Genomic DNA, 26846 nt, shown 5'->3' on the forward strand with positions numbered 1-26846 from the left:
GCGCAGTTCCCCGCGCCCCTGAAACGAGCTTCGCTCGTCCAGGGGAGGCTGCGCGAAGCGCATGCCTCAGGGGCGCGGGGAACTGCGCGGCCGGCCACGACGGTGGGGCACCCGTCACTCGACCTCGTCCGCCACCCACCCCAGATATTCGGCCGACCCCCGAACGACGGGCAGAGCCACGATTTCGGGTACGGCGTAGCCGTGATGCCGCTTCAGCCACGACTCCAGGTCCGCGTACCGCGCCACCGTCGTCTTCAGCAGCACCTGCCACTCCCGCGCCGTCTCCACGGCCCCCTCCCACCGGTACACGGAGGTGACCGGCGCGCTGACCTGGGCGCACGCGGCAAGGCGGGACTCCACGGCGCCGCGGGCCAGGGCCTCGGCGCGTGCGGGGTCGTCGATGGTGGTCAGGACGGTCAGCACGGAGGCGGGGGATTCGGGGTTCGGCATGGGGTCATTGTGCTTTCACAGCCCCGGCACATCCGCACCCTGGACGACACTTGTCATGGCCGCTTAAAACGGATCGATGAGACCCCCCGCCGGATCAGCCGTGACCCTCGCGGCCGCAGCCACCCTGCTCATCGCGGCCCTGTCCCCCACCGCCCACGCCACGCCCACCCCGCACCCCACCCGCGCCGAAGCGATCGCCCACGCCGCGACCGCCCTGGCCGAGCACGCGGACCCCCTCTCCCTGACCACCGCCCAGGACACCTCCGTACGGGACGTGATCGTCGACGAGGACGGCACCCAGCACGTCCGCTACGACCGCGCCTACCGCCGGCTCCCGGTCCTCGGCGGCGACTTCGTGGTCCACCTCGGGCCCGACGGCGGCTACGAGGGCGCCGACCGCGCGACCCGGGGCACGCCGAGCGTCCCCACCACCACCCCGAAGATCGCCGCCCCGCGCGCCGCCGACCTGGCCGTCGGCGCACTGCGTTCCGCGCACCCGGGACAGCTGCTGCGCGGCCTCACCGCCCGGCCCGAACTCGTCGTGGACGCGCTGCACGGCTCCCCCGTCCTGGCCTGGCGCACCCACGCCGTGGCGAAGGACTCGCTGGGCAACCCGGTGGCCCGCACCGTCCTCACCGACGCCGGCAGCGGGCGGCGGATCGACGCGTGGGACAGCATCGAGACGGCGACCGGCGACGGCCGGTCCCTGTACTCCGGCACCGTTCCGCTGGAGACGACCGCGCAGGGAACCTCGTACCAGCTCAAGGACGCCGGCCGGGGCGGCACGTACACGGGCGACGCCGCGAACAAGACCGACCTGTGCGTCCTCGGCATCTGTCTCAGCCGCGCCCCTGCGACCCTCTTCACCGACGCCGACAACCACTGGGGCACCGGCACGGCGGCGGATCGCGCCTCGGCCGCCGTCGACGCGCAGTACGGCACGGACCGGACCTGGGACTACTACCGGCAGGTCCACGGCCGCACCGGCATAGCGGGCGACGGCAAGGGCTCGTACAACCGCGTCCACTACGGCAACGGCTACAACAACGCCTTCTGGGACGACGATTGCTTCTGCATGACGTACGGGGACGGTGACGGGACCACCTTCGGGCCGCTGGTCGCGCTCGACGTGACGGGCCACGAGATGTCGCACGGCGTGACCTCGTCGACGGCCGGCCTGACCTACTCCGGTGAGTCCGGCGGCCTGAACGAGGCGACCTCCGACATCTTCGGCACGCTCGTCGAGTTCCACGCGGCCAACCCGGCCGACCCCGGCGACTGGCTCATCGGCGAGAAGATCGTCAAGCCCGGCTTCGGGAAGGCGGCGCTGCGCTTCATGGACCGGCCGAGCAAGGACGGGAACTCGGCGGACTGCTGGAGTACGGGCGTCGGCAACCTCGACGTGCACTACTCCTCCGGCGTCGCGAACCACTTCGCGTACCTGCTCGCCGAGGGCAGCGGCCCGAAGGTGATCGGCGGGGTCCGGCACGACGGCACGACGTGCGACGGCTCGACACTCACCGGGATCGGCAAGGACCGGCTCGGGGCCGTCTGGTACCGGGCCCTGACGGTCTATATGACGTCGTCCACGACGTACGCGGGCGCCCGCACCGCGACGCTGAGCGCGGCGAAGGATCTGTACGGGGCGGGCGGCGCGGAGTACGCGGCCGTGGCCGCCGCCTGGTCGGCGGTGTCCGTGAACTGACGCTCCGCCAGTCCCGGCGGCGTCCGGCGCGCGACGGGATCACCCGGTCGCACGCCGGACGCCGCCTTTCGGGCAATTCTCCTCCGACACGCCGATGACCTGCTGGAATGTTCCCGTCGCACCGTCAGGAGCACACCTCGAACGACCTTTCTGACGGCGTATCAGGAGGCGCGGTGGTGCGACTGCCACTTACCTCGTGCTTGCAGGGCGCGTCCGCCGCCCGAGCTGGACGCACAAGGAGCAAGCAACGATGCGCACAGGCCGACCGCTGACCGCCGTCGCGTTCGCCGTCGCCCTCACCGGGCTCGGGGCCGCCCCCGCGGGTGCCTCGCAGGGCGGCCTCGAGGTCTATCCGGCGACCACGGCCCCGGGGGCCGCCGTCACCGTGGACACCACCGCCTGCGGTGCGCGGGGGACGGCGTCGGGCGACGCCAGCGCGGTCGGCGCGGGCACCTTCACCCTCGCGCCGAAGGCCGAGGACACCGACTCCGAGGACACCGATTCCGCGGGCACCTTCACCGTGCCCGCGTCCGCGCAGCCGGGCACGTACGAGATCGTCGCCCGCTGCTCCGGCGGCACCCTGGTCACCGGCGACCTGATCGTGTCCCTCGCCGGGGCGGGCGGCTCGCCGGGCGCCCGGATGCCCCGCGGACATGTCGAGACGGGGGTCGGCGGCGCGCTCGGTCCCGACCCCGTGCAGACCGCGGCGGGAGTGGCGGCGCTGGCCGTCGCCGCCGCGGGCGGTACCTGGCTCCTGCATCGCCGGGCGAGAGGCGATGGGATCTGACGGACGGTTCCGACGGGCCGCACGGACTCCCTCCGCCGTCCGCGCGCCCGTCCCGACCCCCGTCCGTCGTCCACCGGTACCGCCACCTCCCCGTCCCTCCGGCCGCACCCCCCTCGCGGCCGGAGGGGCCGGGGCAGGCTGTGTCAGGAGTGTCAGGAGTCCTCATGCGCCTGCGCGATCTCAGCGACCGCCGTGTCCACCGTGTCCGCCGCCGGGCCGGCCGGGTCAACGCGGTCATAGGGGCGGTCACCGTGCTCGCCCTGTGCTCCGGCGGCTGGCTGCTCGCCAGCGGCTCCGAGGGGCATCCGCCGCCGCAGCCGTCCGCGGACCAGGCCCGGCCCGGCACCGCGCGGGAGGCCCCCGGCGCGGCCCCGATGTCCCCGTCCCCGCCCGACCGGGTCCGCATCCCCTCGCTTCGTGTGGACGCCCCGCTGACGGGCCTCGGCCTGAACCGCGCGGGGAGCCTGGACGTCCCGCCGCCGGGGCGGAAGAACCTCGCGGGCTGGTACGAGGCCGGCACCCGGCCCGGCGAGCGCGGCACGGCGGTCGTCGCCGGGCATGTCGACAACGCCGAGGGGCCCGCCGTCTTCTACGACCTCGGCGCCCTCACCCGGGGCAGCGCCATCGAGATCGACCGGCGCGACGGCTCGGTGGCGGTGTTCACGGTCGACGCCGTCGAGGTCTACAAGGCCGACGCCTTCCCCGACGAGAAGGTGTACGGGGCGGCCCGGCGGCCCGAGCTGCGGGTCATCACCTGCGGCGGGCCGTACTCACGGCGGACCGGCTACCAGGGGAACGTCGTGGTGTTCGCCCACCTCACGGGCAGCCGCTGAGCACCGGCGCTCAGGCCACCCACTGCTCGTACGCCATCTTGACCACCAGCGCGCAGACCACCGTCAGCAGCACGATCCGCACGAACCCGGCGCCGCGCTTGAGCGCCGTGTGCGCGCCGACCATGCCGCCCGCCAGGTTGAACACGGCCATCAGCGCGGCCAGCTGCCAGTACACCGTGCCCTTCCAGGCGAACATCGCGAGCGCGCCCGCGTTGGTGCAGCAGTTGACGATCTTGGCGGTGGCGGAGGCGGTGACCAGGTCGAGGTGGAGGATCGCGGTGAGGGCGAGGACCAGGAAGGTGCCGGTGCCCGGGCCGATCAGGCCGTCGTAGAAACCGATGCCGAGGCCCGCGAAGCCGATCGCGGCCAGGATCCGGCGGGGAGAGGCCGGGGTCGCGGAGGGGGCCGTGCCGAACGACGGGCGGAAGATGACGAAGGCGCCGACCCCGACCAGGACGACCATCACGATGGGCTTGAGGACGTCCGTGCTCAGGCCCGCCGCGAGCGCCGCCCCGCCGGTCGAGCCCGCGAGCGCCGCGAGGCCGATCCGGACGGCGAGGCGTACGTCGACGGGGGCCTTGCGGGCGTAGGTCACGGCGGCGCCCGTGGTGCCGACGATGGCGACGGCCTTGTTGGTGCCGAGCGCGTACGGGCCCGCGTGCGCGCCGTTCGGCAGGCCGAGCAGCAGCGCGGGGAGCAGCAGCAGACCGCCGCCGCCGACCACCGCGTCGACCCAGCCGGCGGCGAGGGCGGCCACGCACAGGACGACGGTGGTGGTCAGGGATATGTCAGGCATGATCGTGAGCCTATGGACGGGATAGGTGTGCGGTCCACGAATGTGTGGAGAGTTGAGGCTTTTCTGAGGTAGCCGTTCCGGATCGCGGGGCCGCCCGGTCGGGAGCGGCCGGCGCGGCCGGGTCGACGGTCAGGGCGAGGCAGGCCGCGACGAGGGCGCTCGCGGAGGTGAGCCCCGCCGTGAGTCTGCGGCGGGCCTGGACCGTGGGCGCGTGGAAGGTGCGGACGGGGCTGGCGTGACGGCCCATGGGCGGTTTCTCCGGGACAGTAGGCAGGTCGGCAGGTCGGGGTCAGTACGTGAAGGACTCGGCGTGGACGCGGTCCGCGGGGACGCCGGCCCGGGCCAGTGCCGTCGTCGCGGCCGCGGTCATGCCGGGCGGGCCGCACACGTAGACGTCGTGGTCGGCGAGTCCGGGCACGAGATTGCGCAGGGCCTGCGGCGCGAGGGGGTCGAAGGCCGCGTCGGAGGGGCCGAGGAGGTAGTGCAGGGCGGCCCGGCGGGTGCGGGCGATGGACTCCAGCTCCTCGCACAGGATGAGCCGTTCGGCGTTGCTCGCGCGGTACAGGAGCGTGAGGTCGCCGGGTGCGCCGGGCAGCGTCTCGAACAGGGCGCGCAGCGGCGTGATGCCCACTCCCCCGGCGAGCAGCAGCACCTTGCGGCGGGTGCGCCGGTGGGCGGTGAGCGCGCCGAACGGGCCGGTGGCGACGACCCGTACCCCGGGACGCAGCCGCCGTACCCGCCGGGTGTGCCGGCCGACGGCCTGCACGGTGATCCGCACGTGGTCGCCGTCGACCGGCGCGGACAGCGAGAACGGCAGGGCCGTGCTCCACAGCCGCCGGGTGAGGAACCGCCAGCGGAAGAACTGGCCCGGCTCGGCGTGCAGCATGCCCAGGTCGCGCCCGCGCATCAGGACGGAGACGACGCCGGGACCCTCGACCCTCACGTCGACGACGCGCAGGGCGTGCCGCAGCGCCTGCCGCACCGGGACCGCGAGGCGGTACCAGACGAGGAGGACGGCGACGGTGGCGTGCAGCAGCGACCACAGGCCGAGGCTCAGCGGGTTCGAGGCGATGTCGGGTCCCGCGAGTTGGTGCGCGAAGGCCAGGGCGGCGCCGAGGTACGTGAGCAGGTGCAGGCCGCGCCAGGTGGCGTGGCCGACGCGGCGGCGCACGGTGCGGGCGCTGCTCACGCCGACGGTGACGAACAGCAGGGTGCCGGCCGCCGCCGCGGCGAGCCCCGGGTAGCCGAGCAGATCGGTGACCGTGGTGACGAGGTCGGTGCCGGTGTGGGCCGCGTAGCCGAGCAGGGCGAGGACGATGTGCGCGGCGCAGAGCGTGAGGACGTGCCGGCCGCCGCGGGCGTGGTGGCGGGCGAGCCGGTCCGCTCCGACGCCGTGCTCGATGGCGGGGACCCGCGCCATGAGCAGGAGCATGACCAGGATCCCGTACCCGGCGAGCAGTCCCGTCAGATGGGCGCCGCTCGCGAACAGCGCGTCGAGCCGCGGCGAGAGGGCGGCCTGCGCGGCCCACACCAGGCTCACGGCGGCCGCGCCCGTGAGGATCCCGGCCCGCAGCGCGGCCGGGGTGACCCGCACCGGGGCGGCGGGCCGGATGCGGGGGCCCGGCGCGGGCGGGGTGGTACGGGGCGGGCGGGCGCGGGCTCCTCGGTCTGCCTGCGGTAGGCCGACAGTGCCGGGTAGCGGGAGAGTTCGGGTTCGACGGCCTCGGTGGTCACGCCCGGCACACTAGGCGCCGCCGGGCCGGAAATTCGGCTGGTCAGGACCGCTGGGGAGATCCTTAAGGTCCCCTTCAGGAGGGCCTGAACACGGGTTAAGCGAGGGGGGTTCGTCGTCGGGCGCGGGGAACTGCGCGACCAGCCACGACGGCGCCGCAGAGGTCCTCACACCGTTCGCCCCACCCCGCTGAGCCCACCGTTCCCCCGCCGAAACTGACGGGACGCCACCGAGAAACGTCCGCCCGCCAGGCTGCGACGCATGACCGCACCGTACGCGTACGACGGAGGCCTCTGACATGGCGCCAGACCCGGCCGGACCGGCCCTGCCCACCCTCGTTCTCGTCGGCCACGGCATGGTCGGCCAGCGTTTCCTCGAAGCGGCCGCCGAGCGCGGTCTCACCGCGTCGCACCGCGTGGTCGTGCTGTGCGAGGAGCCCCGGCCCGCCTACGACCGGGTCCATCTGACCTCCTACTTCTCGGGCACCACGCCCGAGGAGCTGTCGATGACGGACCCGGAGTTCATCGAGCGGCACGGCATAGAACTGCATGTCGGGGACCCGGCGGAGGCCGTCGACCGCGCGGCGCGCACGGTGCGCGCCCGCTCCGGCCTGACGGTCGCGTACGACACGCTCGTCCTCGCGACCGGCTCCTACCCCTTCGTGCCGCCGGTGCCCGGCAAGGACGCCACCGGCTGTTTCGTGTACCGGACCATCGAGGACCTGTACGCGATCGAGGAGTACGCGAAGAGCGGCGCCACGGTCGGTGCCGTGGTCGGCGGCGGGCTGCTCGGCCTGGAGGCCGCGGGCGCGCTGAAGGGTCTTGGTCTCGCGACCCACATCGTGGAGTTCGCGCCCCGGCTGATGCCCGTACAGGTCGACGAGGGCGGTGGCGCGGCGCTCCTGAAGACCATCGGGGACATGGGGCTCGACGTGCACACCGGGGTCGGCACGCAGGAGGTCGTCGCGGACGCGGACGGCCGGGTCACCGGTATGCGGCTGTCGGACGGCGGGGAGCTCGCCACCGATCTCGTGGTGTTCTCCGCCGGGGTCCGGCCGCGCGACCAACTCGCCCGCGAAATGGGCCTGTCGGTGGGCGAGCGCGGCGGCGTCGCGGTCGACGAGCAGTGCCGCACCAGCGACCCGAACGTCTACGCGATCGGCGAGTGCGCGCTCGCGAGCGACGGCCGGGTGTACGGCCTGGTCGCCCCCGGCTACGAGATGGCGCTCACCGCCGCCGACGCCATCGCCTCCGGCACCTCCCTGACCGCCTTCACCGGCGCCGACCTCTCCACGAAGCTGAAGCTGCTCGGCGTGGACGTCGCCTCGTTCGGCGACGCGCACGGCACGGCCGACGGCTGCCTCGACGTCGTCTACTCGGACGCGCGCTCGGGCACGTACAAGAAGCTCGTCATCGGCGGCGGGGGCGAGCTGCTCGGCGGCATCCTGGTGGGCGACGCGGAGGCGTACGGCACGCTGCGCGCGCTCACCGGCACGGTGCCGCCGGTCGCGCCCGAGTCGCTGGTGCTCCCGGCGGGGACGGGCGGGGCGGCGCAGCTCGGTCCCGACGCGCTGCCCGACGACGCCGTCGTCTGCTCCTGCCACAACGTGACCAAGGGCGAGATCTGCGCGCACGCCACGCTGCCCGAGGTGAAGAAGTGCACCAAGGCCGGTACGGGGTGCGGCAGTTGCGTCAAGCTGATCGGGCAGTTGCTGCCGAAGAGCGGTGACGGCGGGCTGTGCGGCTGCTTCCGGCACACCCGGCAGGAGCTGTACGAGATCGTGCGCGTCCGGCGGATCACCGGCTTCGCGCAGCTCCTCGACGAGCACGGGCGGGAGGCGGCGCGCGGCGGCGACGGCTGTGAGGTCTGCAAGCCGACGGTCGGCTCGATCATCGCCTCGCTCGCGCCCTCGATCGGCGCGGACGGCCATGTCCTGGACGGCGAGCAGGCCGCGCTCCAGGACACCAACGACCACTTCCTCGCGAACCTTCAGAAGAACGGGTCGTACTCGGTCGTGCCGCGGATCCCGGGCGGCGAGATCACCCCGGAGAAGCTGATCGTGATCGGCGAGGTCGCCCGCGACTTCGGGCTCTACACGAAGATCACGGGCGGGCAGCGGATCGACCTGTTCGGCGCCCGGGTGGACCAGCTGCCGATGATCTGGGCGCGGTTGGTGGACGCCGGTTTCGAGTCGGGGCACGCGTACGGCAAGTCGCTGCGCACCGTGAAGTCGTGCGTGGGGCAGACCTGGTGCCGGTTCGGGGTGCAGGACAGCGTGCGGATGGCGATCGACCTGGAGCTGCGCTACCGGGGCCTGCGCTCCCCGCACAAGCTGAAGTCGGCCGTCTCCGGGTGCGCCCGCGAGTGCGCCGAGGCCCAGTCGAAGGACTTCGGTGTCATCGCCACGGCCAACGGCTGGAACCTGTACGTGGGCGGCAACGGCGGCATGACGCCCCGTCACGCCGACCTGCTGGCGCAGGACTTGAGCGACGCCGAGCTGATCCGGCTGATCGACCGCTTCCTGATGTTCTACATCCGCACCGCCGACCGTCTGGAGCGCACCTCGGTGTGGCTGGACCGGATCGAGGGCGGGCTCGACCACGTACGGGACGTCGTCGTGCGCGACTCGCTCGGCATCTGCGACGAGCTCGAGGCCCTGATGAAGGCCCATGTCGCGCACTACCGCGACGAGTGGGCGGACACCCTCGACGACCCCGAGCGGCTGGCCCGCTTCGTGTCGTTCGTGAACGCCCCCGGGACCCCCGACCCGACGATCCGGTTCGTGCCCGAGCGCGACCAGATCAAGCCCGAACTGCCACTGATCCCCCTGGAAGGACTGACTGTCCGATGACCACGGCTCCGATCGCCCCCGAGAAGACGTCCGCCATGGTGCAACTCGGCGTCGAGGAACACTGGCTGACGGTGTGTGAACTGTCCCGCCTGACACCGGGTCGCGGGGTCGCGGCCCTGCTGCCGGACGGCCGGCAGGCGGCGGTGTTCCTGGACCGCGCCGGCCGGGTGCACGCCATCGACAACACCGACCCGTTCACCGGCGCGGCCGTCCTCTCGCGCGGGCTGCTCGGCTCGGCGCAGGGCCGCCCGTTCGTGGCCTCCCCCCTGCTGAAGCAGCGCTTCGACCTGGAGACGGGGCGCTGCCTGGACGACGACGGGGTCGCCGTGCGGGCGTACGCGGTGCGTGCCACCGCCCGGCAACAGGGCAGTTGACCACTCGTTCCAGAAAGCCCTAGGGTCACCCCGTGGCCAGGACCAAGGAATTCGACCCCGACACCGCGTTGCAGGCGGCCGTGGAGCTGTTCCACGCGCGCGGTTACGAGGCGACGTCGATGGCGGACCTCGTCGACCGTCTCGGCATCGGGCGCGCGAGCCTGTACGCGACGTTCGGCAGCAAGCACGAGCTGTACCTGAAGGCGATGGACCGGTACGCCGAGTCCACCGGCGCGGTCACCGTCGCCGAGCTGTCGGGGGACGGTCCGCCGCTGGACGCCGTGCGCGCCCTGGTGCGCCGGTTCGCGGCCGAGGCCGCCACGAGCGAACTCCGCCTGCTGGGCTGCCTGGTGACCAACACGGCGGCGGAGCTGGGCCCGCACGACAGCCGGGCCGCGCGCCGCGTCGAGCGGTCCTGGGAGGAGATCGAGACGCTGCTGCACTCGGCGCTCGTGCGCGCGCGTGCCCGGGGCGAGCTGCCCGGGGACCGCGATCCGCGCGCGCTCGCCCGGATGCTGCTCGTGCTGCTCCAGGGCATCAGGGTCACCGGCAAGGTGTCGCAGGACCCGGCCCGGGTCCGCGACGCGGCCGAACAGGCCCTCACCCTGCTGGACTGAGAATCCCGTCCCGGCTCGGCCTTTTCACCTGCCCTCATACTGAACCGTTCGTTCAAGAAAGAGGTACGCCATGCCCCTCCTGCCCCGCGACCGCTTCTCCGGCCGGACCGCACTCGTCACCGGCGCCGGTTCGGGGCTCGGCCGGGCCGTCGCGCTGGCGCTCGCCGCGGAGGGCGCGAACGTGGTCGTCGCGGGCCGGACCCGCGGCCCGCTGGCGGAGACCGTCGCCCTGATCGAGGCGGCGGGCGGCACCGCGCTCGCGCACCCGGCCGACGTCCGCCGCGCCGAGGACATGCGGGCCCTCGTCGGCGCGGCCGTCGACCGCTTCGGCTCGCTGGACGTGGCGGTGAACAACGCGGGCGTCTTCCGCGGCGGCGCCCCCGTCGCCGACCTGCCGGCCGACGACTGGCACACGCTGCTCGACATCAACGTCACGGGCGTCCTGTACGCGCTCCAGGCCCAGGTCGCCCGGATGCGCACCCAGGATGCGGGCGGGGCGATCGTCAACATCTCCTCGAACATCGGCCCGCACCGCACCCGGCCCGGCACCACCGCGTACGGCGCCGCCAAGGCCGCCGTCTCCGCCCTCACCCGCGGCGCCGCCCTCGACCACATCGCGGACGGCGTCCGCATCAACGCGGTGAGCCCGGGCCCCACGGCCACCTCGATGTCCCTGCGCCCGCACGAGACGGAGGCCGACCGCGAGACCCGCATGAAGTCCGAGTCCCCGCTCGGCCGCGTCTCGGCGACGGCCGAGGTCGCGGCGGCGGTGCTGTATCTGGCCTCGGAGGACGCCGCGTCTGTGGTGGGCACCGATCTGGTGATCGATGGCGGGGCTGCCGCCTGATCACTGGTCCGCAGCCGCGTCTGCCATGTTCCGTCCCACGGCGGGCGCGGCTCCCGTCGTGGCTGGTCGCGCAGTTCCCCGCGCCCCTGAAGGCTGCGCTTCGCGCGCCTTCCCCTGCCCCTGGGCGAGCGGAGCTCGCTCCCAGGGGCGCGGGGAACTGCGCGATAAGCCCCACCGGCCCGCACGCGAAATGCCACTCAGTCGATCCCGGAGCGCTCCACCCCCGCCACGATCCACCGCTGGAACAGCAGGAACACCAGCAGCAGCGGCACGATCGACACGGCCGCCGCGATGAACAGCTCGTGCAGTCGGACCACTTGGGACGTGGTGAACGACGACAGCGCCACCTGCACGGTCCACGCGTTCCGGTCCTGTCCGATGACCAGCGGCCACAGGAAGGAGTTCCAGGCGCCGATGAAGACGATCGTGCCGACGGCGGCGAAGACGGGCCGCGCGTTCGGCACGACCACACGCCAGTACGTACGCCAGGGCCCGAGCCCGTCGACGCGCGCCGCGTCCTCCAACTCCTGGGGGAATCCCAGGAAGTACTGCCGGAAGACGAAGCAGGCGAACGCGGAGAACAGGGTCGGCACGATGAGGCCGCGCAGCGTCGAGACCCAGCCGAGCGACGACACCAGCACGAAGGTCGGGACGAAGGTGACGGCCGCCGGGACCATGAGGGTGCCCAGGATCGCGTAGAAGACCTTGTTCGCGTGCCGGTACGGGATGCGGGCGAGGCCGTACCCGGCGAGGGACGCGAGCAGCACCGTACCCACGGTCGTCGCGACCGCGATCAGCGCGGAGTTGAGCAGGGAGCGCAGGAAGGGCACGGAGCTGTCGTCGAACAGCTCGCTCAGGTTGCCCCATTGCACGGATGCCGGGAAGAACGTCCAGTCGGGCGAGGTGATGTCCTCCTCGCGCGCCAGGCCGTTGCGGACCAGGAGGTAGAAGGGGATCAGGAAGAGCAGCGCGAGCGCCACGAGGAGGGCGAGCCGCAGCGCGCGGCCCACCCGGACCAGGGCGTCGTCGTGCACCCGGGTGGCACGGGCCATCAGTCGGCCTCCTTCCTGCCGAGGCCGAACCAGCGCGCCTGCCCCACCGTGACCACCGCGATGATCAGGGCGAGAAGCACCGCGCCCGCGCTGCCGAGGCCGAGGTTCTGCCCCTGGCCGAGAGCCGTGTAGTAGAGGTAGACGAGCGGCGGGCGGGCGTAGGGCGGATAGCCGCGCGCGTCGGAGAGCAGGTTGTAGAACTCGTCGAAGGCCTGGAAGGCGTTGATGACGAGGAGCAGCACGACGGCGACGGACGTGGCGCGCAGCTGCGGGAACGTGATGTGCCGGAACACCTGCCAGCCGGGGCGCGCGCCGTCGACGGCCGCCGCCTCGTAGAGCGTCGGGCTGATGCGCTGCAGTCCTGCCAGGAACAGGATCATGTAGAAGCCGGCCTGCAGCCACAGCCGTACGGTGACGATGACGAGCCAGTACCAGGGCGGGTCGGTCGTGGAGAGCCAGGCGATCTGGTCCGCGTCCACGTAAGCGAGCAGGGTGTTGGCGAGTCCGAAACGCACCCCGTTGAAGATCGACATCTTCCAGATCAGGGCCGCGACGACATAGCTGCACGCGGCGGGCAGGAAGAACACCGAGCGGAAGAACGCCTGCGCACGCCGCAGCCGGTTCACCATGAGGGCGAGGGCGAGTGAGGCGGCGTAGGTGGCAGGGACGATGAAGAGCGTGAAGACGCAGAACGTCCACAGGCTGCTCGTGAAGGCGTCGTCCTTGAGCAGCGACGTGTAGTTGTCGAGGCCGACGAAGGTGTCGGGCGTGACGGTGTTGTGCGCGTCGAAGAAGCTGAGCCAGACGCTCCAGCCGAGCGGGACGTACGTGAAGACGAGCAGGCCGAGCACGAACGGGCCGACGAACACCCAGAACCACAACGCCCGGTTGCGCTCGCGGAGCCGGCTTGCCGTGCGGGTCACTTCTTCTTCACGCGGTCGAGCTCCGCCGACACCTTCCGCACGACCTTCTTCAGCTCGCCGTCCGGGTTCGCGCCGCTCTTGATGATGCGGTTGAGGGCGTCCTGGTACGCGGTCTGCGCGGCCGGTGTCCACAGCAGCGGCTGGGCGTAGCCGTGGTCGGTGGTGAAGCGGACCGCGTCGGCCGCCGCGCCCTCGCGCAGCGCCGCCGCCTTCTTGGCGAGCGAGATCCGCGCCGGGATGTGGAAGCCGTACTTCAGCGCGAAGTCCTCCTGGTAGTCGGTGCGGTCGACCCACAGCCACTTCAGGTAGTCCTTGCCCGCCTGCTGGTGCCTGCTGCGGGTGGAGACGGCGGCGGCGTACGCGCCGACCGGCACGGACGGCTTGCCCTGCGCGCCGTCCTTCGGGAAGGGCAGCACGCCGAAGTCGTCGCCGAGCGCCTTCTGGACGGCGGGCAGCGCCCAGAGGCCCGACCACTGCATGGCGGTGAGCCCCTGGGTGAACGCCGAGGGGTCCGACCAGTCCGCGGGCGCGCCGAGCAGCAGCGACTTGTCGGCGTACAGCTGCCGGATCTTGCCGAGGGCGCGGGCGGCGGCCGGGTCGTCGAAGCCCGTTCTGCCGTCCTCGGTGACGAGGCTGAGCCCGGCCGCGTAGAGCGGGGTGCCGCCGAGGACCCCGGCGCCCGCGTCATTGCCGAGGAACAGGCCCTTGACCTTCTTCGTCGTCAACTTCGCCGCGCCGTCGACGAGTTCGTCGAGCGTGGCGGGCGGCCGCACACCCGCCTCGTCGAGCAGGCTCTTGCGGTAGAAGAGCATCTGCATGTCGATGACCTGCGGGATGCCCCAGATCTTCCCGTCGTACCGCTTCGGCGCGAGGACGGCCCGGTTGAAGTCGTCCTCGACGCCCTCGAGGAGATCGGTGACGTCGGCGACCTGCCGGCCCTGGATCATGTCCAGGCTCGGGCCGTTGACCTCGAAGACGTCGGGCCCCGAGTCGGTGAGCAGGGCGGCGGCGGTCTGCTGGTCGTAGTTGCCGGGGCGCCACTGGACGCTGACGCTCGCCTTGCCGTACGCCGCCGCGTACTTCTTCACCGCCTGCTCGGTGCCCTGTTCCCCGTACTGGTGGTACCACTGCGACAGCTTCGGGCCGCCCTCGGATCCGCCGCCGTCGCGCCCGGTGTTGGACCCGCACGCGCTGAGCAGGCCCAGCGCGGATCCGGCGGCTGTGGTGGCGAGCAGTCCCCTGCGGCTGATGGTCATCGCGGGTGTCCCCCTGTCCGTTCCGTATGGCTTCGCTGTGAGGCCCCTCGGCCCCAACGATCAACCATGCGTGGGAATTACGACAGAGGCACTACGGCCGCGTGTCGCCGTCGGCGAATCGTGAAGGTGCCCTGCTCCTCTACGCCCTGGGCGCGCGGATGGAGCTCGACCCGGCGGTCCTCACCGCGAACCCGGTGCCGTGGCACCGCCTGGAGACCGGCGCGGGACGGGCCAGGGCGAACGGGCCGCCGGTCGCAGGCGACGAGGTGCTGCGCGAGGTGAGGGCACGGAGGGACGAGGACGGAGCACGGGCGATCCTCGCGAACCTGTGACGGCGGCGCTCAGCTCTTCAGCCCCTCGTAGACGACCCCGGTCAACTGCTCCGACGCCGCCCACAACCGCTCCCCCATCGCGTCGTCGACGGTCCACGACGCCCGCCACGATCTGGTCGGCGTCCCGCGCCACATCAGCAGGCGGGGGCCGTAGAACGCGTCGGGCCGCACGCCCCGCGCGGTCGCCGCGTACAGCGTGGGCAGCGCCCCGTCCTCGGCGGGCTGGGCGAGTGCCCGGGCGCCCGCCTCGTAGAGGCGCTCCCTTCCCGTGCGGCCCTCCATCCGCGCCCCGCGCGTGTGGAGGGACGTGGCGGCGAACCCGGGATGCGCGGCGGCGGCGAGCGGGCCGCTGGCGTTGGCGCGCCGGGCCAGTTCGTGCACGAACAGGAGGTTGGCGGTCTTGGAGCGGGCGTAGGCGGCCCAGCGCCGGTACCGCCGCTCGCTGTTGAGGTCGCCGATGTCGATGTCGGCCAGCGCGTGCAGCCCGCTGGAGACCGAGACGACACGGGGCTCGGGCGCCTCCAGCAGGCTCGGCAGCAGCAGGCCGGTCAGCGCGAAGTGGCCCAGGTGGTTGACGCCGAACTGTCTCTCGAAGCCGTCCGCGGTGCGGCTGTACGGCAGGGCCATGACCCCGGCGTTGTTGACCAAAAGATCGAGCGGCCGGTCGGCCCAGCCCTCGGCGAAGCCGCGCACGGAGGCCAGCTCGCCCAGATCGAGCGCCCCGAACTCGACCGCGGCGCCGGGCACCTCGTCCCGGATCCGGTCCACGGCGGCGCTGCCCCGCCGCGCGCTCCGGCAGGCGAGCACGACCTGGGCGCCCGCGCGGGCCAACTCCCGCGCGGTGACGTATCCGATGCCGCTGTTGGCTCCGGTGACCACGGCGGTGCGGCCGCTCTGGTCGGGGATGTCGAGCGCGTTCCAGCCGGTCATGGCTGTGCTCCCTGGGCTGATCGGAGGGGCGGTTGACCGACAGTCAAGTGGCAGGCCCGGTTCCGCTCAACCCCGCATTCCCGGCCACGCGCGAGGGCGGCACCCCCCGCACAGGGGTGCCGCCCTCGCTCCGCACACCGGAGCCGCCGCGATCGGTGAGGGTCGGGGACCGACGGCGGCTCCGGCTGTCATCGACAGCGTCAGCGGTGGTCGCTGCCCGCCGACGTCGAGGCCGCCCGGCCCGCTTCGAGGCGGGCGACCGGAATCCGGAACGGCGAGCAGGAGACGTAGTCCAGACCCACCTCGTGGAAGAAGTGCACCGACTCCGGGTCGCCGCCGTGCTCGCCGCAGACGCCGAGCTTGAGGTCGGGGCGGGTGGCGCGGCCGGCCTCGACGGCGTTGCGGACGAGGGAGCCCACGCCGTCCTTGTCGATCGTCTCGAACGGCGACACCCCGAAGATGCCCTTCTCCAGGTACGCGGTGAAGAAGCTGGCCTCCACGTCGTCGCGGGAGAAGCCCCAGACCGTCTGCGTGAGGTCGTTGGTGCCGAAGGAGAAGAACTCGGCGGCCTCCGCGATCTGGCCCGCGGTCAGCGCGGCGCGCGGCAGCTCGATCATGGTGCCGATGGCCAGCTTCAGCTTGACGCCGCTGGTGGCCTCGACCTCCGCGATGACCCGGTCGGCCTCCTCGCGGACGATCTCCAGCTCCTGGACGGTGCCGACGAGCGGGATCATGACCTCGGCGCGCGGGTCGCCCTTGGCGTTCTTGCGCTCGGCGGCGGCCTCGGCGATGGCCCGTACCTGCATGGCGAACAGGCCGGGGATGACCAGGCCGAGGCGGACGCCGCGCAGGCCCAGCATCGGGTTCGACTCGTGCAGCCGGTGCACGGCCTGGAGCAGGCGCAGGTCGTTCTCGTTGGCGTCCTGGCGGGACTCGGCGAGGGCGACGCGCACCGACAGCTCGGTGATGTCGGGCAGGAACTCGTGCAGCGGCGGGTCGAGGAGGCGGATCGTGACGGGCAGTCCGTCCATCGCCTCGAACAGCTCGACGAAGTCCCGCTTCTGGAGCGGCAGGAGCTGCTTCAGCGACTCCTCGCGCTCCACGTCGGTGTCGGCGAGGATCAGCTTCTCGACCATCTCGCGGCGCTCGCCGAGGAACATGTGCTCGGTGCGGCACAGACCGATGCCCTGGGCGCCGAACCGGCGGGCGCGCAGCGCGTCCTCGGCGTTGTCGGCGTTGGCGCGCACGCGCAGCCGGCGGACCCGGTCGGCGTAGGCCATGACCCGGTGGACGGCGCCGACCAGCTCGTCGGCGTCGTCGGCGCCGGCGTGCATCCGGCCCTCGAAGTACTCGACGACCGGCGACGGGACGACGGGCACCTCGCCGAGGTACACCTTGCCGCTGGAGCCGTCGATGGAGACGACGTCGCCCTCCTCGACGACCACGTCGCCGACGGTCATCCGGCGGCGCTTGGTGTCGACCTCCAGGTCCTCGGCGCCGCAGACACAGGTCTTGCCCATGCCGCGCGCGACGACGGCCGCGTGCGAGGTCTTGCCGCCGCGCGAGGTCAGGATGCCCTCGGCGGCGATCATGCCGTCGAGGTCGTCGGGGTTGGTCTCGCGGCGGATCAGGATGACCTTCTCGCCCGAGCGCGACCACTTGATGGCGGTGTACGAGTCGAAGACGGCCTTGCCGACGGCGGCGCCCGGCGAGGCGGCGATGCCCCGGCCGAGCTGCTCAACCTTCGCGTCCTCGTCGAACTTGGGGAACATCAGCTGCGCGAGCTGGGCGCCCGTGACGCGCTGGAGCGCCTCGGCCTCGTCGATCAGTCCCTGGTCGACGAGCTGGGTCGCGATCCGGAAGGCGGCACCGGCGGTGCGCTTGCCGACGCGGGTCTGGAGCATCCACAGCTGGCCGCGCTCGATGGTGAACTCGATGTCGCAGAGGTCCTTGTAGTGGTTCTCAAGGGTCTCCATGATCTGCATGAGCTGGTCGTACGACTTCTTGTCGATGTTCTCCAGCTCGGCGAGCGCGACCGTGTTGCGGATGCCCGCGACGACGTCCTCGCCCTGCGCGTTCTGGAGGTAGTCGCCGTACACGCCCTGGTGGCCGGAGGCCGGGTCGCGGGTGAAGGCGACGCCCGTGCCGGAGTCGGGGCCGAGGTTGCCGAAGACCATCGAACAGACGTTGACGGCGGTGCCGAGGTCGCCGGGGATGCGCTCCTGGCGGCGGTACAGCTTGGCGCGGTCGGTGTTCCACGACTCGAAGACGGCCTTTATGGCCAGGTCCATCTGCTCGCGCGGGTCCTGCGGGAAGTCCCGCCCGGCCTCGGTCTTGACGATCTTCTTGAAGCGCGTGACGAGCTTCTTCAGGTCGGCCGCGTCGAGGTCGGTGTCGACCGTGACCTTCTTGGCGTGCTTGGCCTTCTCCAGCTCCTCCTCGAAGAGTTCGCCGTCGACGTCGAGCACCGTCTTGCCGAACATCTGGATGAGGCGGCGGTACGAGTCCCAGGCGAAGCGGTCGTCGCCGGCCTGCTTGGCGAGGCCCTGCACCGACTTGTCGGAGAGACCGATGTTGAGGACGGTGTCCATCATGCCGGGCATGGAGAACTTGGCGCCCGAACGGACCGACACCAGAAGGGGGTTGTCGGGCTGGCCGAGCTTCTTCCCCATCGTCTTCTCAAGGGCGTCGAGGTGCGCACTCACCTCGTCACGCAGTGCCACCGGCTCCTCGCCGCTGTCGAGGTAGACCTTGCAGGCCTCGGTGGTGATGGTGAAGCCCGGAGGGACCGGAAGACCCAGGTTGGTCATCTCGGCGAGGTTGGCACCCTTGCCGCCGAGGAGGTCCTTGAGATCTTTGTTGCCCTCGGTGAAGTCGTAAACGAACTTCGCTACCTGAGGATCCTTGTTTTCCGACACGGGTCTCGACTCCTCGAGGCTCGGCTGGCTGCCCTGACGGCGAGGAACATACCCAGATCCAAGGGCTGTGGGTACGTCCACTCAGCTGTCATGCGGCCGTAACCACCCGTCCGCCAGGAGATCGAAAGTGACCAGCGGGTAGCTCTCCCATCCCCCTCGCCTTCAAGACTCAAATACTCAACCCCCGTAGAGCCCGGATATCGCTCACATGAGCATGCTCACCACTCATATGCGTTCACTAAGTAAATGATCGAGCGGTGGCACTGAGTGCCAGGTCTTGAAGAAGCACAGACGAGGATTTAGCGCTCATCTGAGCGCAAGAGCTATCAGGGGTGGCGAGAATCACGCCGTTTGAAGCGCCGCGCGGACGCTCCGATGTCAGCATGCGGACAGCGGATCGGGCGGTGAGCGGGGCGAAACGGGCCTGTCACACGCCCAGCGCGGCGAGCCGCCGCTCCGCCCGCTCGGGGGCGTACAGCTCCTCCACCACCAGCGCTCCCGCTCCGATGAGCGCGGAGCGCTCGCCGAGCCGCGCCGTGACGACGTCCAGATGCGCGGTCGAGCGGGGCAGCGCCCGCTGATAGAGGAGTTCGCGCACGCCCGTCAGGAAGGGAGTTCCGGCCAGATCTCCGGCGATCATGAGAACGCCGGGGTTGAGGAGCGTCACGACGGTCGCCAGCACCTCGCCGACGTCCCGCCCCGCCTCCCGCGCGAGCCGCACCGCCTCCGGGTGCCCGGCGGCGAGCAGTTCCCGCACGTCCCAGCCGGAGGCGGCGGGCACTCCCGCCGCGGTGAGCCGGCGTGCCAGGGCCCGGCCGCTGGCGACCGCGGCCAGACAGCCGTACGAGCCGCACTTGCACAGCGCGGCCGCCGCACCGGGCGCCTGCGGTACGCGGATGTGGCCGATGTCGCCCGCACCGCCGTCGATGCCCCGGTAGATGGCGCCGTCCACGACGACCCCGGCCCCGATGCCCGTGGAGACCTTGACCAGGACGAAGGCGCGGCAGTCGGGGTGGGCGGCGCGCTGCTCCCCGTACGCCATGAGGTTGGCGTCGTTGTCGACGAGGACCGGCAGCTCGGGCGGGGTGGCCGCGTGCTCGGCGGCGGCGCGGGCGAGGCGCCCCGCGATGTCGTAGCCGTCCCAGCCCGGCATGATCGGCGGCTGTATGACGCGGCCACTGGCGATGTCCACCGGACCGGGCACGGCGAGCCCGATGCCGCACACCGTGCCGGGGTCCCGGCCGGCCTCCTTGAGCAGGTCGCCGAACCAGACGCCGAGCTGGGACAGGACGGTCTCCGGGCCCTCGTCCACGGTGAGGTCGCCGGTGCGCTCGGCGAGCACCTCGCCGGACAGGGTCAGGACGGCGGCGCGGGCGTGCCGGGTGTCGAGGGCGGCGGCGAGCGCCACCGCATGGGTGTCGTCGAACTCCAGGTGGATCGAAGGGCGGCCGCCCAGACGGGAGTTGACGGTCTCCGCGGCGCCCTCGCGCAGCCAGCCGGCCCGGAAGAGCCGGTCGAGGCGCTGGCCGACGGTGGCCCGGGACAGGCCGGTGGCCTCCTGGAGCGCGCCGCGCGTCGTCGCCCGGCCACTGCGCACGAGCCGCAGCAGTTCTCCGGCGTTCGCCTGGTTCCCCGCCATCGGGTCCACCCCCTTGCGTTCATCAACTGCGCGTTACATTCTAGGTTTTGCGTGTTAAGTAGACGTAACTCTATGCTGCCTGCTGCGTAACCGACACCCTGTCAGGGGATCGGCCCGGCAGTCCCGCGGTTCACGGGAGAACATGTGGAGCACACGACCGAGCGGCACGCGATCGCGGCCGGCACCGGGCGGCGCGGGCAGCCGCCCGATCCGCTGCGGGAGCGTGCCGTCGAAGTCCTCGACGCCAACTGGACGGGGGCGTCGACCGTCCCCTCGCGCACGCTGTACCCGCACCAGTGGTCGTGGGACTCGGCGTTCATCGCGATCGGCCTGCGGCACGTCTCCCCCTTACGCGCCCAGTCGGAGCTGGAGACGCTGCTGAGCGCCCAGTGGGGCGACGGCCGGATCCCGCACATCGTGTTCAACCCCGACATCGCGCTGGACGCCTACTTCCCGAGCCCCGACTTCTGGCGCTCCTCCACCGCGGGCCGCACCGCCGGCGCCCCGGCCACCGTGCAGACCTCGGGGATCGTGCAGCCCCCCGTGCACGCGCTGGCCGCCTGGCTGGTGCACCGCGCCGACCCGGCGCTCTCCCGCTCCCGCGGCTTCCTGCTCCGCGTGTACCCCGCACTCGCCGCCTGGCACCGCTATCTGCTGCACCGCCGCGACCTGGGCGGCGGCGGGCTCGTCTCGGTCGTGCACCCCTGGGAGCAGGGGATGGACAACAGCCCCTGCTGGGACGCCCCGCTGAGCCGGATCACCCCGGCCGAGCCGGGCGCCTTCCGCCGCGCCGACCTGGCGCACGGCACGGCGGACGACCGCCCCACCGACCTCGACTACGGCCGGTACGTGCGCCTCGCGACGGACTACCGCGACGGCCGGTACGCCGACGGGGCGGGCGAGTTCGCGGTCGAGGACCCGTCCTTCAACGCGCTGCTGGCCGCCTCCGAGCACGCGCTCGCCCGGATCGCCTGCGAGCTGGGCGCGGCGGGGACGGCCCGGCACGCGCGCGCCGAGCGGCTGACGGCGGCGCTCGTCGACCGGCTGTGGGACCCGGCCGCGGGCATGTTCTTCTGCCGGGACGTGCGCGGCGGCGGGCTGATTCGCGAGTACGGCGTCTCGGGCCTGATCCCGCTGATCCTGCCCGCGCTGCCGCGCTCCGTGGTCGGCGCGCTCCTCGGCACGGCGCGCGGCCCGCACTTCGGCCTCGGCGACGGGCTGCGGCTCGCGCCGAGCTACGACCTGCTGGGCCCCGCCTTCGACCCGCACCGGTACTGGCGCGGCCCGGCCTGGTTCAACACCAACTGGCTGCTGGAGCGCGGACTGCGGCTGCACGGCGAGCACGCGCGGGCGGCGCGGCTGCGGGCGGCGCTGCTGGACGCGGCGGACGCGTCGGACTTCGCCGAGTACGTCGATCCGTACACGGGGGCGGGCTGCGGCGCCCGCGGCTTCGGCTGGACCGCCGCACTGACACTGGATCTGCTGGACGGGCGGCCGGCGGCGGGCGCCGCCGGGCGGGCGGGAACGCGGGAACCGGGCCGGAGGGGCCGGAGGGAAGGAACCTCTCGATGACGGAGACTTTTGGTGGACACGGATACGGCCAGGGACAGGGCCGCACTTCTCAACTCCTGATCTGCGACGGCACGTTCGCGTCGCTCGACGCGGGCGGCGGGCTCAGCGCGGTGCGCGGCGCCGTCTCCTCGGACGGCCTGTTCGTCCGGGACGCCCGGCACCTGTCGCGCTGGCAGCTCACCGTCGACGGGGCCGCGCCCGAGGTGCTCACTCCGCTGTCGTACGAGGACGGGGGCCACGGCGGCCCGGCCCGCTGTGCCCTGGTGCCGCGCGGCGGCCGCCAGGAGCCGCCCGCGTACACGCTCTTCCGTGAACAGGCGCTGGGCGAGGGCTCGTTGGTGGAGCTGCTGCGCATCGTGTCGAACCGGCCGGTGCCGACCACGGTCCGGGTGGCGCTGACCGTCGACGCCGACTTCGCCGACCAGTTCGAGCTGCGCTCCGATCACCGCACCTATGCGAAGACGGGCGCGGTCCGTACCCGTGAAGTCCTCGACGACGGCGTGGAGTTCACCTATACGCGGGGTGACTGGCGCTCGTCGACGACCGTGACCAGCGATCCGGCGCCGGAGGCCGTCGAGGAGACCGGCACCGGGGCGCGGCGTCTGGTGTGGACCGTGGAGCTGGCGGCGCAGGGCAGCGCCGGTCTCACCCTGCGGGTGGCGGCGCTGCCCTCGGGAGCCGCGCCGACGCCGGTGCCCGCGAGCCCGGCCGCGGCGGCCGCCGAACTCGCCGCCTCCGCAAGGGAGTTCGGCGCGGGCGTGACGCTGCCCGGCGCGTGGCCCGAGCTGGCCGCGGCCTGCTCCCGTGGACTCGCCGATCTGGCGGTGCTGCGGGTACCGGCGGACGGTCCCGACGGGGAGCGGCATCTGGTGCCGGCGGCCGGGGTGCCGTGGTTCCTGGCGCTGCTGGGCCGCGACGCCCTGCTGACGTCCTTGTTCGCCCTCCCCTACCGGCCCGAACTGGCCGCGGCCACCCTGCCGGTGCTCGCCGCGGCCCAGGCCACCGAGCAGATCGAGGGGGTCGTCGCCCAGCCCGGGAAGATCGTGCACGAGGTGCGGCACGGGGAGCTGGCGCACTTCGGGCAGGTGCCGTACGGGCGCTACTACGGCTCGGTCGACGCGACGCCGCTGTTCCTGGTGCTGCTCGGGGCGTACACGGAGCACACCGGGGATTCCGGGCTCGCCCGGCGCCTGGAGTCGCATGCTCGGGCCGCGGTGGGCTGGATGCTGGACCACGGCGGCCTGACGTCGCGCGGGTATCTCGTCTACCGCGCCGACCAGGGCGGTCTCGCCAACCAGAACTGGAAGGACTCCCCCGGCGCGATCTGCTCCGCCGACGGCAGCCGGGCGACCGGGCCGGTGATGGCGGCGGGCGCCCAGGGCTACGCGTACGACGCGCTGCGGCGCACCGCCGCGCTGGCCCGGACGGTCTGGGACGACGTGGTCTACGCCGAGCTCCTCGAACAGGCCGCCGCCGATCTGCGGGATCGTTTCGTGCGGGACTTCTGGATGCCGGAGAAGGGCTTCCCCGCACTCGCGCTCGACGGGGACGGGCGGCAGGTCGACGCGCTGGCTTCCGACGCCGGGCATCTGCTCTGGTCCGGGCTGCTCGACAAGGAGTACGGGGCTGTGGTGGGGCGGCGCCTTCTGGAGCCGGACTTCTTCTCAGGGTGGGGCGTGCGCACCGTCGCCGCCGGGCAGCCTGCCTACCATCCCCTCTCGTATCACCGGGGGTCGGTGTGGCCGCACGACAACGCGCTGATCGCGTTGGGGCTCGCCCGGTACGGGCTGCACGATGAGGCGCGGGTGGTTGCCGGCGGGGTGGTCGCGGCGGCCGTCGCCTGCGGGGGGCGGCTGCCGGAGGTCGTCGCCGGGTACGACCGTGCCGCTTACCCGGCGCCGGTTCCCTTCCCGTACGCCTGCGCCCGGGAATCCCGCTCGGCCGCGGCGCCGCTGGCACTGCTGAGCGCCGTCGGGGGCTGAATCGGGGGCGGGCTGTCAGGTTTCCCCGCGCTTTTTTGCTGGTCGCGTCCCGACTGACGTCCGGTGACCGCTTCCCGCGCAGTTCCCCGCGCCCCTGGGCAGTCCCTCAAGCGCGGGCCGGTGGCCGCTTCTCGCGCAGTTCCCCGCGCCCCTAGGTAGTCCGTAAAGCGCGGCTCTCGCTGTGGCTGGGCGCGCAGTTCCCCGCGCCCCTAGGTAGTCCGTGACGCGCGGCTCTCGCTGTGGCTGGGCGCGCAGTTCCCCGCGCCCCTGAGGCAGGCGCTTCGCGCCGCCTCCCCCCGAGGCCGCACGGGTGCCGTGTCTCTCTCGATGAGATGGCGCACGAAGTGCGCATCTCAGGGGCGCGGGGAACTGCGCGCCCAGCCACGACGAGAGCCGCACCCGACAACGGGAGGCTGCGCGCAGCGCATGCCGTCAGGGGCGCGGGGAACTGCGCGACCAGCCCCCACCGGAGCCGCAGACGATCAACCGCCCGACGTATCCAGCTCGGCATCCTCGGAGAGCCCCGCGCAGTCGTACGGGTCCTTCAGCCAGCCGTCGGGCAGGACGACGCGGTTGTTGCCGGACGTGCGCCCCCGGGGCCCGTCCGCGCCAGCCGGCCAGTCCTGGTCCAGATCCAACTCGTCGAGCCCGGACCGGAGTTCGTCCAGCGACGACGTGATCGCCAGCCGCTTGCGCATCTCGGAGCCGACCGAGAACCCCTTGAGGTACCAGGCGACGTGCTTGCGGAAGTCGATGACACCCCGCGCCTCGTCCCCGATCCACTCCCCGAGCAGCGTGGCATGCCGCACCATGGCATCGGCGACCACCCGAAGCGTCGGCCGCACCCGCTCGTCCCGCCCCTCGAAGGCGGCGACGAGATCGGCGAACAGCCAGGGCCGCCCGAGACAGCCCCGCCCGACCACGACCCCGTCGCACCCGGTCTCCCGGACCATGCGCAGCGCGTCGTCGGCCGACCAGATGTCCCCGTTGCCCAGCACCGGGATCTCCGGCACGTGCTCCTTGAGCCGCGCGATGGCGTCCCAGTCGGCGGTGCCCCCGTAGTGCTGCGCGGCGGTGCGCCCGTGCAGGGCGATCGCGGTGACGCCCTCCTCGACCGCGATCCGCCCGGCGTCCAGGAACGTGATGTGGTCGTCGTCGATGCCCTTGCGCATCTTCATCGTGACCGGGATGTCGCCCGCTCCCGACACGGCCTCCTTCAGGATGGCCCGCAGCAGGGGCCGCTTGTACGGCAGCGCGGAGCCGCCGCCCTTGCGCGTCACCTTGGGGACCGGGCAGCCGAAGTTCAGGTCGATGTGGTCGGCGAGACCTTCTTCCGCGATCATGCGGACGGCCTTGCCGACGGTGGCCGGGTCGACGCCGTACAGCTGGATCGAGCGAGGCTTCTCGGTCTCGTCGAAGTGGATCAGCTGCATGGTCTTCTCGTTGCGCTCGACCAGGGCGCGGGTCGTGATCATCTCGCTGACGAAGAGCCCCTTGCCGCCCGAGAACTCCCGGCACAGGGTGCGGAACGGCGCGTTCGTGATGCCCGCCATGGGTGCGAGGACCACGGGCGGCTGCACGGTGTGCGGGCCTACTTGGAGCGGCTGCTGGGACATCGGGGCGAGTCTCCGGGGACGTACGGCTGGGGCGTCGGCCGGGCCGTCGGGCGGCCTGGCCAAGCATCCATTGTCCCCCACCCGGCCCACCGCCCGCTCACCCCGCCCGGCGACGGGCTCGCGTACCCGTACGGTCCCGACTCCGGCTACCGTCGATTACATGCCCGATGCACCCACCCTGACTCCCCGGCGGCGACAGCTGGTGCTGGCGATCTGCTGCATGAGCCTGCTGATCGTCAGCCTCGACAACACCGTCCTGAACGTCGCCCTGCCCTCCATGGCGAAGGACTTCGACGCCACGCTCTCGGGCATGCAGTGGACGATCGACGCCTACACCCTGGTCCTCGCCTCGCTGCTGATGCTGGCCGGGTCCACGGCCGACCGGATCGGGCGCCGCAAGGTCTTCGTCACCGGGCTCGTGATCTTCACGGCCGCGTCGGTGGCCTGTTCGCTGGCCCCCACCCTGAAGGCGCTCGTCGCCTTCCGCATGGTGCAGGCGATCGGCGGCTCGATGCTCAACCCGGTCGCGATGTCGATCATCACCAACACCTTCACCGACCCGCGCGAGCGGGCCCGTGCCATCGGGGTGTGGGGCGGTGTCGTCGGCATCTCGATGGCCGCGGGACCGCTGGTCGGCGGGTTGCTCGTGGACTCCGTCGGCTGGCGCTCGATCTTCTGGATCAACCTCCCGGTCGGCCTCGCGGCCCTGCTGCTCACCCTGCGCTACGTGCCGGAGTCCCGCGCTCCGAAGGCCCGCCGCCCCGACCCGGTCGGGCAGCTCCTGATCATCGCGCTGCTCGGCTCACTCACGTACGCGATCATCGAGGCGCCCTCGGCGGGCTGGACCTCGGCGCGGATCGTGGGCTGCGCGGTGGTCGCGGTGGCCGCGCTCGTCGGGATCCTGCTCTACGAGCCGCGCCGGGTGGAGCCGCTGATCGATCTGCGGTTCTTCCGGTCGGCGCCGTTCAGCGGCGCCACCGCCATCGCGATCTGCGGTTTCGCGGCGCTCGGCGGCTTCCTGTTCCTGTCGACGCTCTATCTCCAGGACGTCCGCGGTCTCGACGCGCTGCACGCGGGCCTGTGGATGCTGCCGATGGCGGCCATGACCTTCCTCTGCGCGCCGCTGTCCGGCCGGCTGGTCGGCAGTCGCGGCCCGCGCCTTCCGCTGCTCGTCGCGGGCGTCATGATGACGGCGAGCGGGGTGCTGTTCGCCGCCTTCGACGCCGAGACGTCGAACACCAGCCTGGTCATCGGGTACGTCCTCTTCGGCATCGGCTTCGGTTTCGTGAACGCGCCGATCACCAACACCGCCGTCTCCGGGATGCCGCGCGCCCAGGCCGGGGTGGCCGCGGCCGTCGCCTCCACCAGCCGGCAGATCGGCCAGACCCTCGGCGTCGCCGTCATCGGCGCGGTGCTCGCCTCGGGCGTCGCCGGGTCCTCGTACGCGGCGTCGTTCGTCACGGCCGGCCGGGCCTGCTGGTGGATCATCACCGGGTGCGGGCTCGCGGTGCTGGTGCTCGGCGCGGTGACCAGCGGGGCGTGGGCGCGGGGCACGGCGCGGCGCACGGCGCGGCGCCTGGAGGAGCCGGCGGACGCGGCGCTGACGGAGGCGTCGGCCCGGTAGGCGACGTCGG

Annotated in this window: 21 protein-coding genes; 11 read left to right on the forward strand and 10 right to left on the reverse strand. The window is 72.6% G+C overall.

Annotated features, from left to right (window positions below; translation table 11 throughout):
- Window positions 1–114 precede the first annotated feature (114 nt).
- On the reverse strand, window positions 115–450 hold the full coding sequence (cutA, locus tag ABZ930_RS20875; protein ID WP_361549780.1) for a divalent-cation tolerance protein CutA: 336 nt from the start codon (window positions 448–450) through the stop codon (window positions 115–117).
- Between the two features lie 76 nt (window positions 451–526).
- On the opposite strand from cutA, the gene ABZ930_RS20880 reads away from it, so the two are divergent.
- From ABZ930_RS20880 to ABZ930_RS20890, 3 genes are all read left to right on the forward strand, one after another.
- Complete coding sequence (locus tag ABZ930_RS20880) at window positions 527–2155, forward strand: M4 family metallopeptidase (protein ID WP_361549782.1); 1629 nt, start codon at window positions 527–529, stop codon at window positions 2153–2155.
- 250 nt (window positions 2156–2405) lie between these two features.
- Window positions 2406–2942: a hypothetical protein gene (locus ABZ930_RS20885; RefSeq protein WP_361549784.1), complete on the forward strand. Its 537-nt coding sequence runs from the start codon at window positions 2406–2408 to the stop codon at window positions 2940–2942.
- 164 nt (window positions 2943–3106) lie between these two features.
- Window positions 3107–3775 (forward strand): class F sortase, encoded by a 669-nt coding sequence (locus ABZ930_RS20890; RefSeq protein WP_361549786.1) that lies wholly within the window; start codon window positions 3107–3109, stop codon window positions 3773–3775.
- Window positions 3776–3785: 10 nt separating this feature from the next.
- On the opposite strand, the gene ABZ930_RS20895 is transcribed toward ABZ930_RS20890, so the two are convergent.
- Together ABZ930_RS20895 and ABZ930_RS20900 are read right to left on the reverse strand one after the other, a co-directional pair.
- The gene (locus ABZ930_RS20895) at window positions 3786–4571 is read right to left on the reverse strand and encodes a sulfite exporter TauE/SafE family protein (RefSeq protein ID WP_361549788.1); all 786 of its coding nucleotides are present in this window, start codon (window positions 4569–4571) and stop codon (window positions 3786–3788) included.
- A gap of 289 nt (window positions 4572–4860) precedes the next feature.
- Window positions 4861–6165, reverse strand: a complete 1305-nt coding sequence (locus ABZ930_RS20900) for a ferredoxin reductase family protein (protein WP_361549790.1) — start codon at window positions 6163–6165, stop codon at window positions 4861–4863.
- A 436-nt stretch (window positions 6166–6601) separates the two neighbouring features.
- On the opposite strand from ABZ930_RS20900, the gene nirB reads away from it, so the two are divergent.
- The 4 genes from nirB (at window position 6602) to ABZ930_RS20920 (ending at window position 10992) form a co-directional block, all read left to right on the forward strand.
- The gene (gene nirB / locus ABZ930_RS20905; RefSeq protein ID WP_361549792.1) at window positions 6602–9154 is read left to right on the forward strand and encodes a nitrite reductase large subunit NirB; all 2553 of its coding nucleotides are present in this window, start codon (window positions 6602–6604) and stop codon (window positions 9152–9154) included.
- A complete protein-coding gene (gene nirD / locus ABZ930_RS20910) occupies window positions 9151–9528 on the forward strand; it encodes a nitrite reductase small subunit NirD (RefSeq protein WP_361549794.1) in 378 nt (125 codons plus the stop codon). The genes nirB and nirD overlap by 4 nt, the downstream gene beginning before the upstream one ends.
- A 32-nt stretch (window positions 9529–9560) precedes the next feature.
- Window positions 9561–10145 (forward strand): TetR family transcriptional regulator, encoded by a 585-nt coding sequence (locus tag ABZ930_RS20915; protein ID WP_361549796.1) that lies wholly within the window; start codon window positions 9561–9563, stop codon window positions 10143–10145.
- A 70-nt stretch (window positions 10146–10215) separates the two neighbouring features.
- A complete protein-coding gene (locus ABZ930_RS20920) occupies window positions 10216–10992 on the forward strand; it encodes a glucose 1-dehydrogenase (RefSeq protein WP_361549798.1) in 777 nt (258 codons plus the stop codon).
- A 197-nt stretch (window positions 10993–11189) separates the two neighbouring features.
- Here the strand turns inward: ABZ930_RS20920 and ABZ930_RS20925 are convergent, their stop codons facing one another.
- Genes ABZ930_RS20925 through ABZ930_RS20935 form a run of 3 tightly spaced genes read right to left on the reverse strand, consistent with a single transcriptional unit; the run spans window position 11190 to window position 14223 of the window.
- The gene (locus ABZ930_RS20925) at window positions 11190–12044 is read right to left on the reverse strand and encodes a carbohydrate ABC transporter permease (RefSeq protein ID WP_361549800.1); all 855 of its coding nucleotides are present in this window, start codon (window positions 12042–12044) and stop codon (window positions 11190–11192) included.
- Window positions 12044–12967 (reverse strand): sugar ABC transporter permease, encoded by a 924-nt coding sequence (locus ABZ930_RS20930; RefSeq protein WP_361549802.1) that lies wholly within the window; start codon window positions 12965–12967, stop codon window positions 12044–12046. The genes ABZ930_RS20925 and ABZ930_RS20930 overlap by 1 nt, the downstream gene beginning before the upstream one ends.
- A complete protein-coding gene (locus ABZ930_RS20935; RefSeq protein WP_361549804.1) occupies window positions 12964–14223 on the reverse strand; it encodes a sugar ABC transporter substrate-binding protein in 1260 nt (419 codons plus the stop codon). Before ABZ930_RS20935 ends, ABZ930_RS20930 begins: the two co-directional genes overlap by 4 nt.
- A gap of 101 nt (window positions 14224–14324) precedes the next feature.
- Between ABZ930_RS20935 and ABZ930_RS20940 the strand changes: the two genes are divergently transcribed.
- Window positions 14325–14555 (forward strand): hypothetical protein, encoded by a 231-nt coding sequence (locus ABZ930_RS20940; RefSeq protein WP_361549806.1) that lies wholly within the window; start codon window positions 14325–14327, stop codon window positions 14553–14555.
- 9 nt (window positions 14556–14564) lie between these two features.
- Here ABZ930_RS20940 and ABZ930_RS20945 read toward each other — a convergent pair whose 3' ends face one another.
- The 3 genes from ABZ930_RS20945 to ABZ930_RS20955 all read right to left on the reverse strand — a co-directional run bounded on the left by ABZ930_RS20945 (window position 14565) and on the right by ABZ930_RS20955 (window position 20042).
- Complete coding sequence (locus tag ABZ930_RS20945; RefSeq protein ID WP_361549808.1) at window positions 14565–15485, reverse strand: oxidoreductase; 921 nt, start codon at window positions 15483–15485, stop codon at window positions 14565–14567.
- Window positions 15486–15685: 200 nt separating this feature from the next.
- The gene (ppdK, locus tag ABZ930_RS20950; protein ID WP_361549810.1) at window positions 15686–18403 is read right to left on the reverse strand and encodes a pyruvate, phosphate dikinase; all 2718 of its coding nucleotides are present in this window, start codon (window positions 18401–18403) and stop codon (window positions 15686–15688) included.
- A 427-nt stretch (window positions 18404–18830) separates the two neighbouring features.
- Entirely contained in the window at window positions 18831–20042 is a 1212-nt protein-coding gene (locus ABZ930_RS20955; RefSeq protein ID WP_361549812.1) for an ROK family protein, read from the reverse strand.
- A 144-nt stretch (window positions 20043–20186) separates the two neighbouring features.
- Between ABZ930_RS20955 and ABZ930_RS20960 the strand changes: the two genes are divergently transcribed.
- Together ABZ930_RS20960 and ABZ930_RS20965 are read left to right on the forward strand one after the other, a co-directional pair.
- The gene (locus ABZ930_RS20960; protein ID WP_361549814.1) at window positions 20187–21614 is read left to right on the forward strand and encodes a hypothetical protein; all 1428 of its coding nucleotides are present in this window, start codon (window positions 20187–20189) and stop codon (window positions 21612–21614) included.
- The gene (locus ABZ930_RS20965) at window positions 21611–23596 is read left to right on the forward strand and encodes a glycogen debranching N-terminal domain-containing protein (protein WP_361549816.1); all 1986 of its coding nucleotides are present in this window, start codon (window positions 21611–21613) and stop codon (window positions 23594–23596) included. Before ABZ930_RS20960 ends, ABZ930_RS20965 begins: the two co-directional genes overlap by 4 nt.
- 482 nt (window positions 23597–24078) lie before the next feature.
- On the opposite strand, the gene dusB is transcribed toward ABZ930_RS20965, so the two are convergent.
- A complete protein-coding gene (gene dusB / locus ABZ930_RS20970; RefSeq protein ID WP_361549818.1) occupies window positions 24079–25212 on the reverse strand; it encodes a tRNA dihydrouridine synthase DusB in 1134 nt (377 codons plus the stop codon).
- Window positions 25213–25372: 160 nt separating this feature from the next.
- On the opposite strand from dusB, the gene ABZ930_RS20975 reads away from it, so the two are divergent.
- A complete protein-coding gene (locus ABZ930_RS20975; protein ID WP_361549820.1) occupies window positions 25373–26836 on the forward strand; it encodes an MFS transporter in 1464 nt (487 codons plus the stop codon).
- Window positions 26837–26846: the final 10 nt, after the last annotated feature.

Origin of the sequence: Streptomyces sp. NPDC046716, from assembly GCF_040645755.1 — a bacterium.
Taxonomy (GTDB): domain Bacteria; phylum Actinomycetota; class Actinomycetes; order Streptomycetales; family Streptomycetaceae; genus Streptomyces.

Excerpts from the sequence above, each read along its gene's own strand:
- cutA (WP_361549780.1), bottom strand. The coding sequence starts at position 450 with ATGCCGAACCCCGAATCCCCCGCCTCCGTGCTGACCGTCCTGACCACC.
- ABZ930_RS20880 (WP_361549782.1), top strand. The coding sequence starts at position 527 with ATGAGACCCCCCGCCGGATCAGCCGTGACCCTCGCGGCCGCAGCCACC.
- ABZ930_RS20885 (WP_361549784.1), top strand. The coding sequence starts at position 2,406 with ATGCGCACAGGCCGACCGCTGACCGCCGTCGCGTTCGCCGTCGCCCTC.
- ABZ930_RS20890 (WP_361549786.1), top strand. The coding sequence starts at position 3,107 with ATGCGCCTGCGCGATCTCAGCGACCGCCGTGTCCACCGTGTCCGCCGC.
- ABZ930_RS20895 (WP_361549788.1), bottom strand. The coding sequence starts at position 4,571 with ATGCCTGACATATCCCTGACCACCACCGTCGTCCTGTGCGTGGCCGCC.
- nirB (WP_361549792.1), top strand. The coding sequence starts at position 6,602 with ATGGCGCCAGACCCGGCCGGACCGGCCCTGCCCACCCTCGTTCTCGTC.
- nirD (WP_361549794.1), top strand. The coding sequence starts at position 9,151 with ATGACCACGGCTCCGATCGCCCCCGAGAAGACGTCCGCCATGGTGCAA.
- ABZ930_RS20920 (WP_361549798.1), top strand. The coding sequence starts at position 10,216 with ATGCCCCTCCTGCCCCGCGACCGCTTCTCCGGCCGGACCGCACTCGTC.
- ABZ930_RS20925 (WP_361549800.1), bottom strand. The coding sequence starts at position 12,044 with ATGGCCCGTGCCACCCGGGTGCACGACGACGCCCTGGTCCGGGTGGGC.
- ABZ930_RS20935 (WP_361549804.1), bottom strand. The coding sequence starts at position 14,223 with ATGACCATCAGCCGCAGGGGACTGCTCGCCACCACAGCCGCCGGATCC.
- ABZ930_RS20945 (WP_361549808.1), bottom strand. The coding sequence starts at position 15,485 with ATGACCGGCTGGAACGCGCTCGACATCCCCGACCAGAGCGGCCGCACC.
- ABZ930_RS20955 (WP_361549812.1), bottom strand. The coding sequence starts at position 20,042 with ATGGCGGGGAACCAGGCGAACGCCGGAGAACTGCTGCGGCTCGTGCGC.
- ABZ930_RS20965 (WP_361549816.1), top strand. The coding sequence starts at position 21,611 with ATGACGGAGACTTTTGGTGGACACGGATACGGCCAGGGACAGGGCCGC.
- dusB (WP_361549818.1), bottom strand. The coding sequence starts at position 25,212 with ATGTCCCAGCAGCCGCTCCAAGTAGGCCCGCACACCGTGCAGCCGCCC.
- ABZ930_RS20975 (WP_361549820.1), top strand. The coding sequence starts at position 25,373 with ATGCCCGATGCACCCACCCTGACTCCCCGGCGGCGACAGCTGGTGCTG.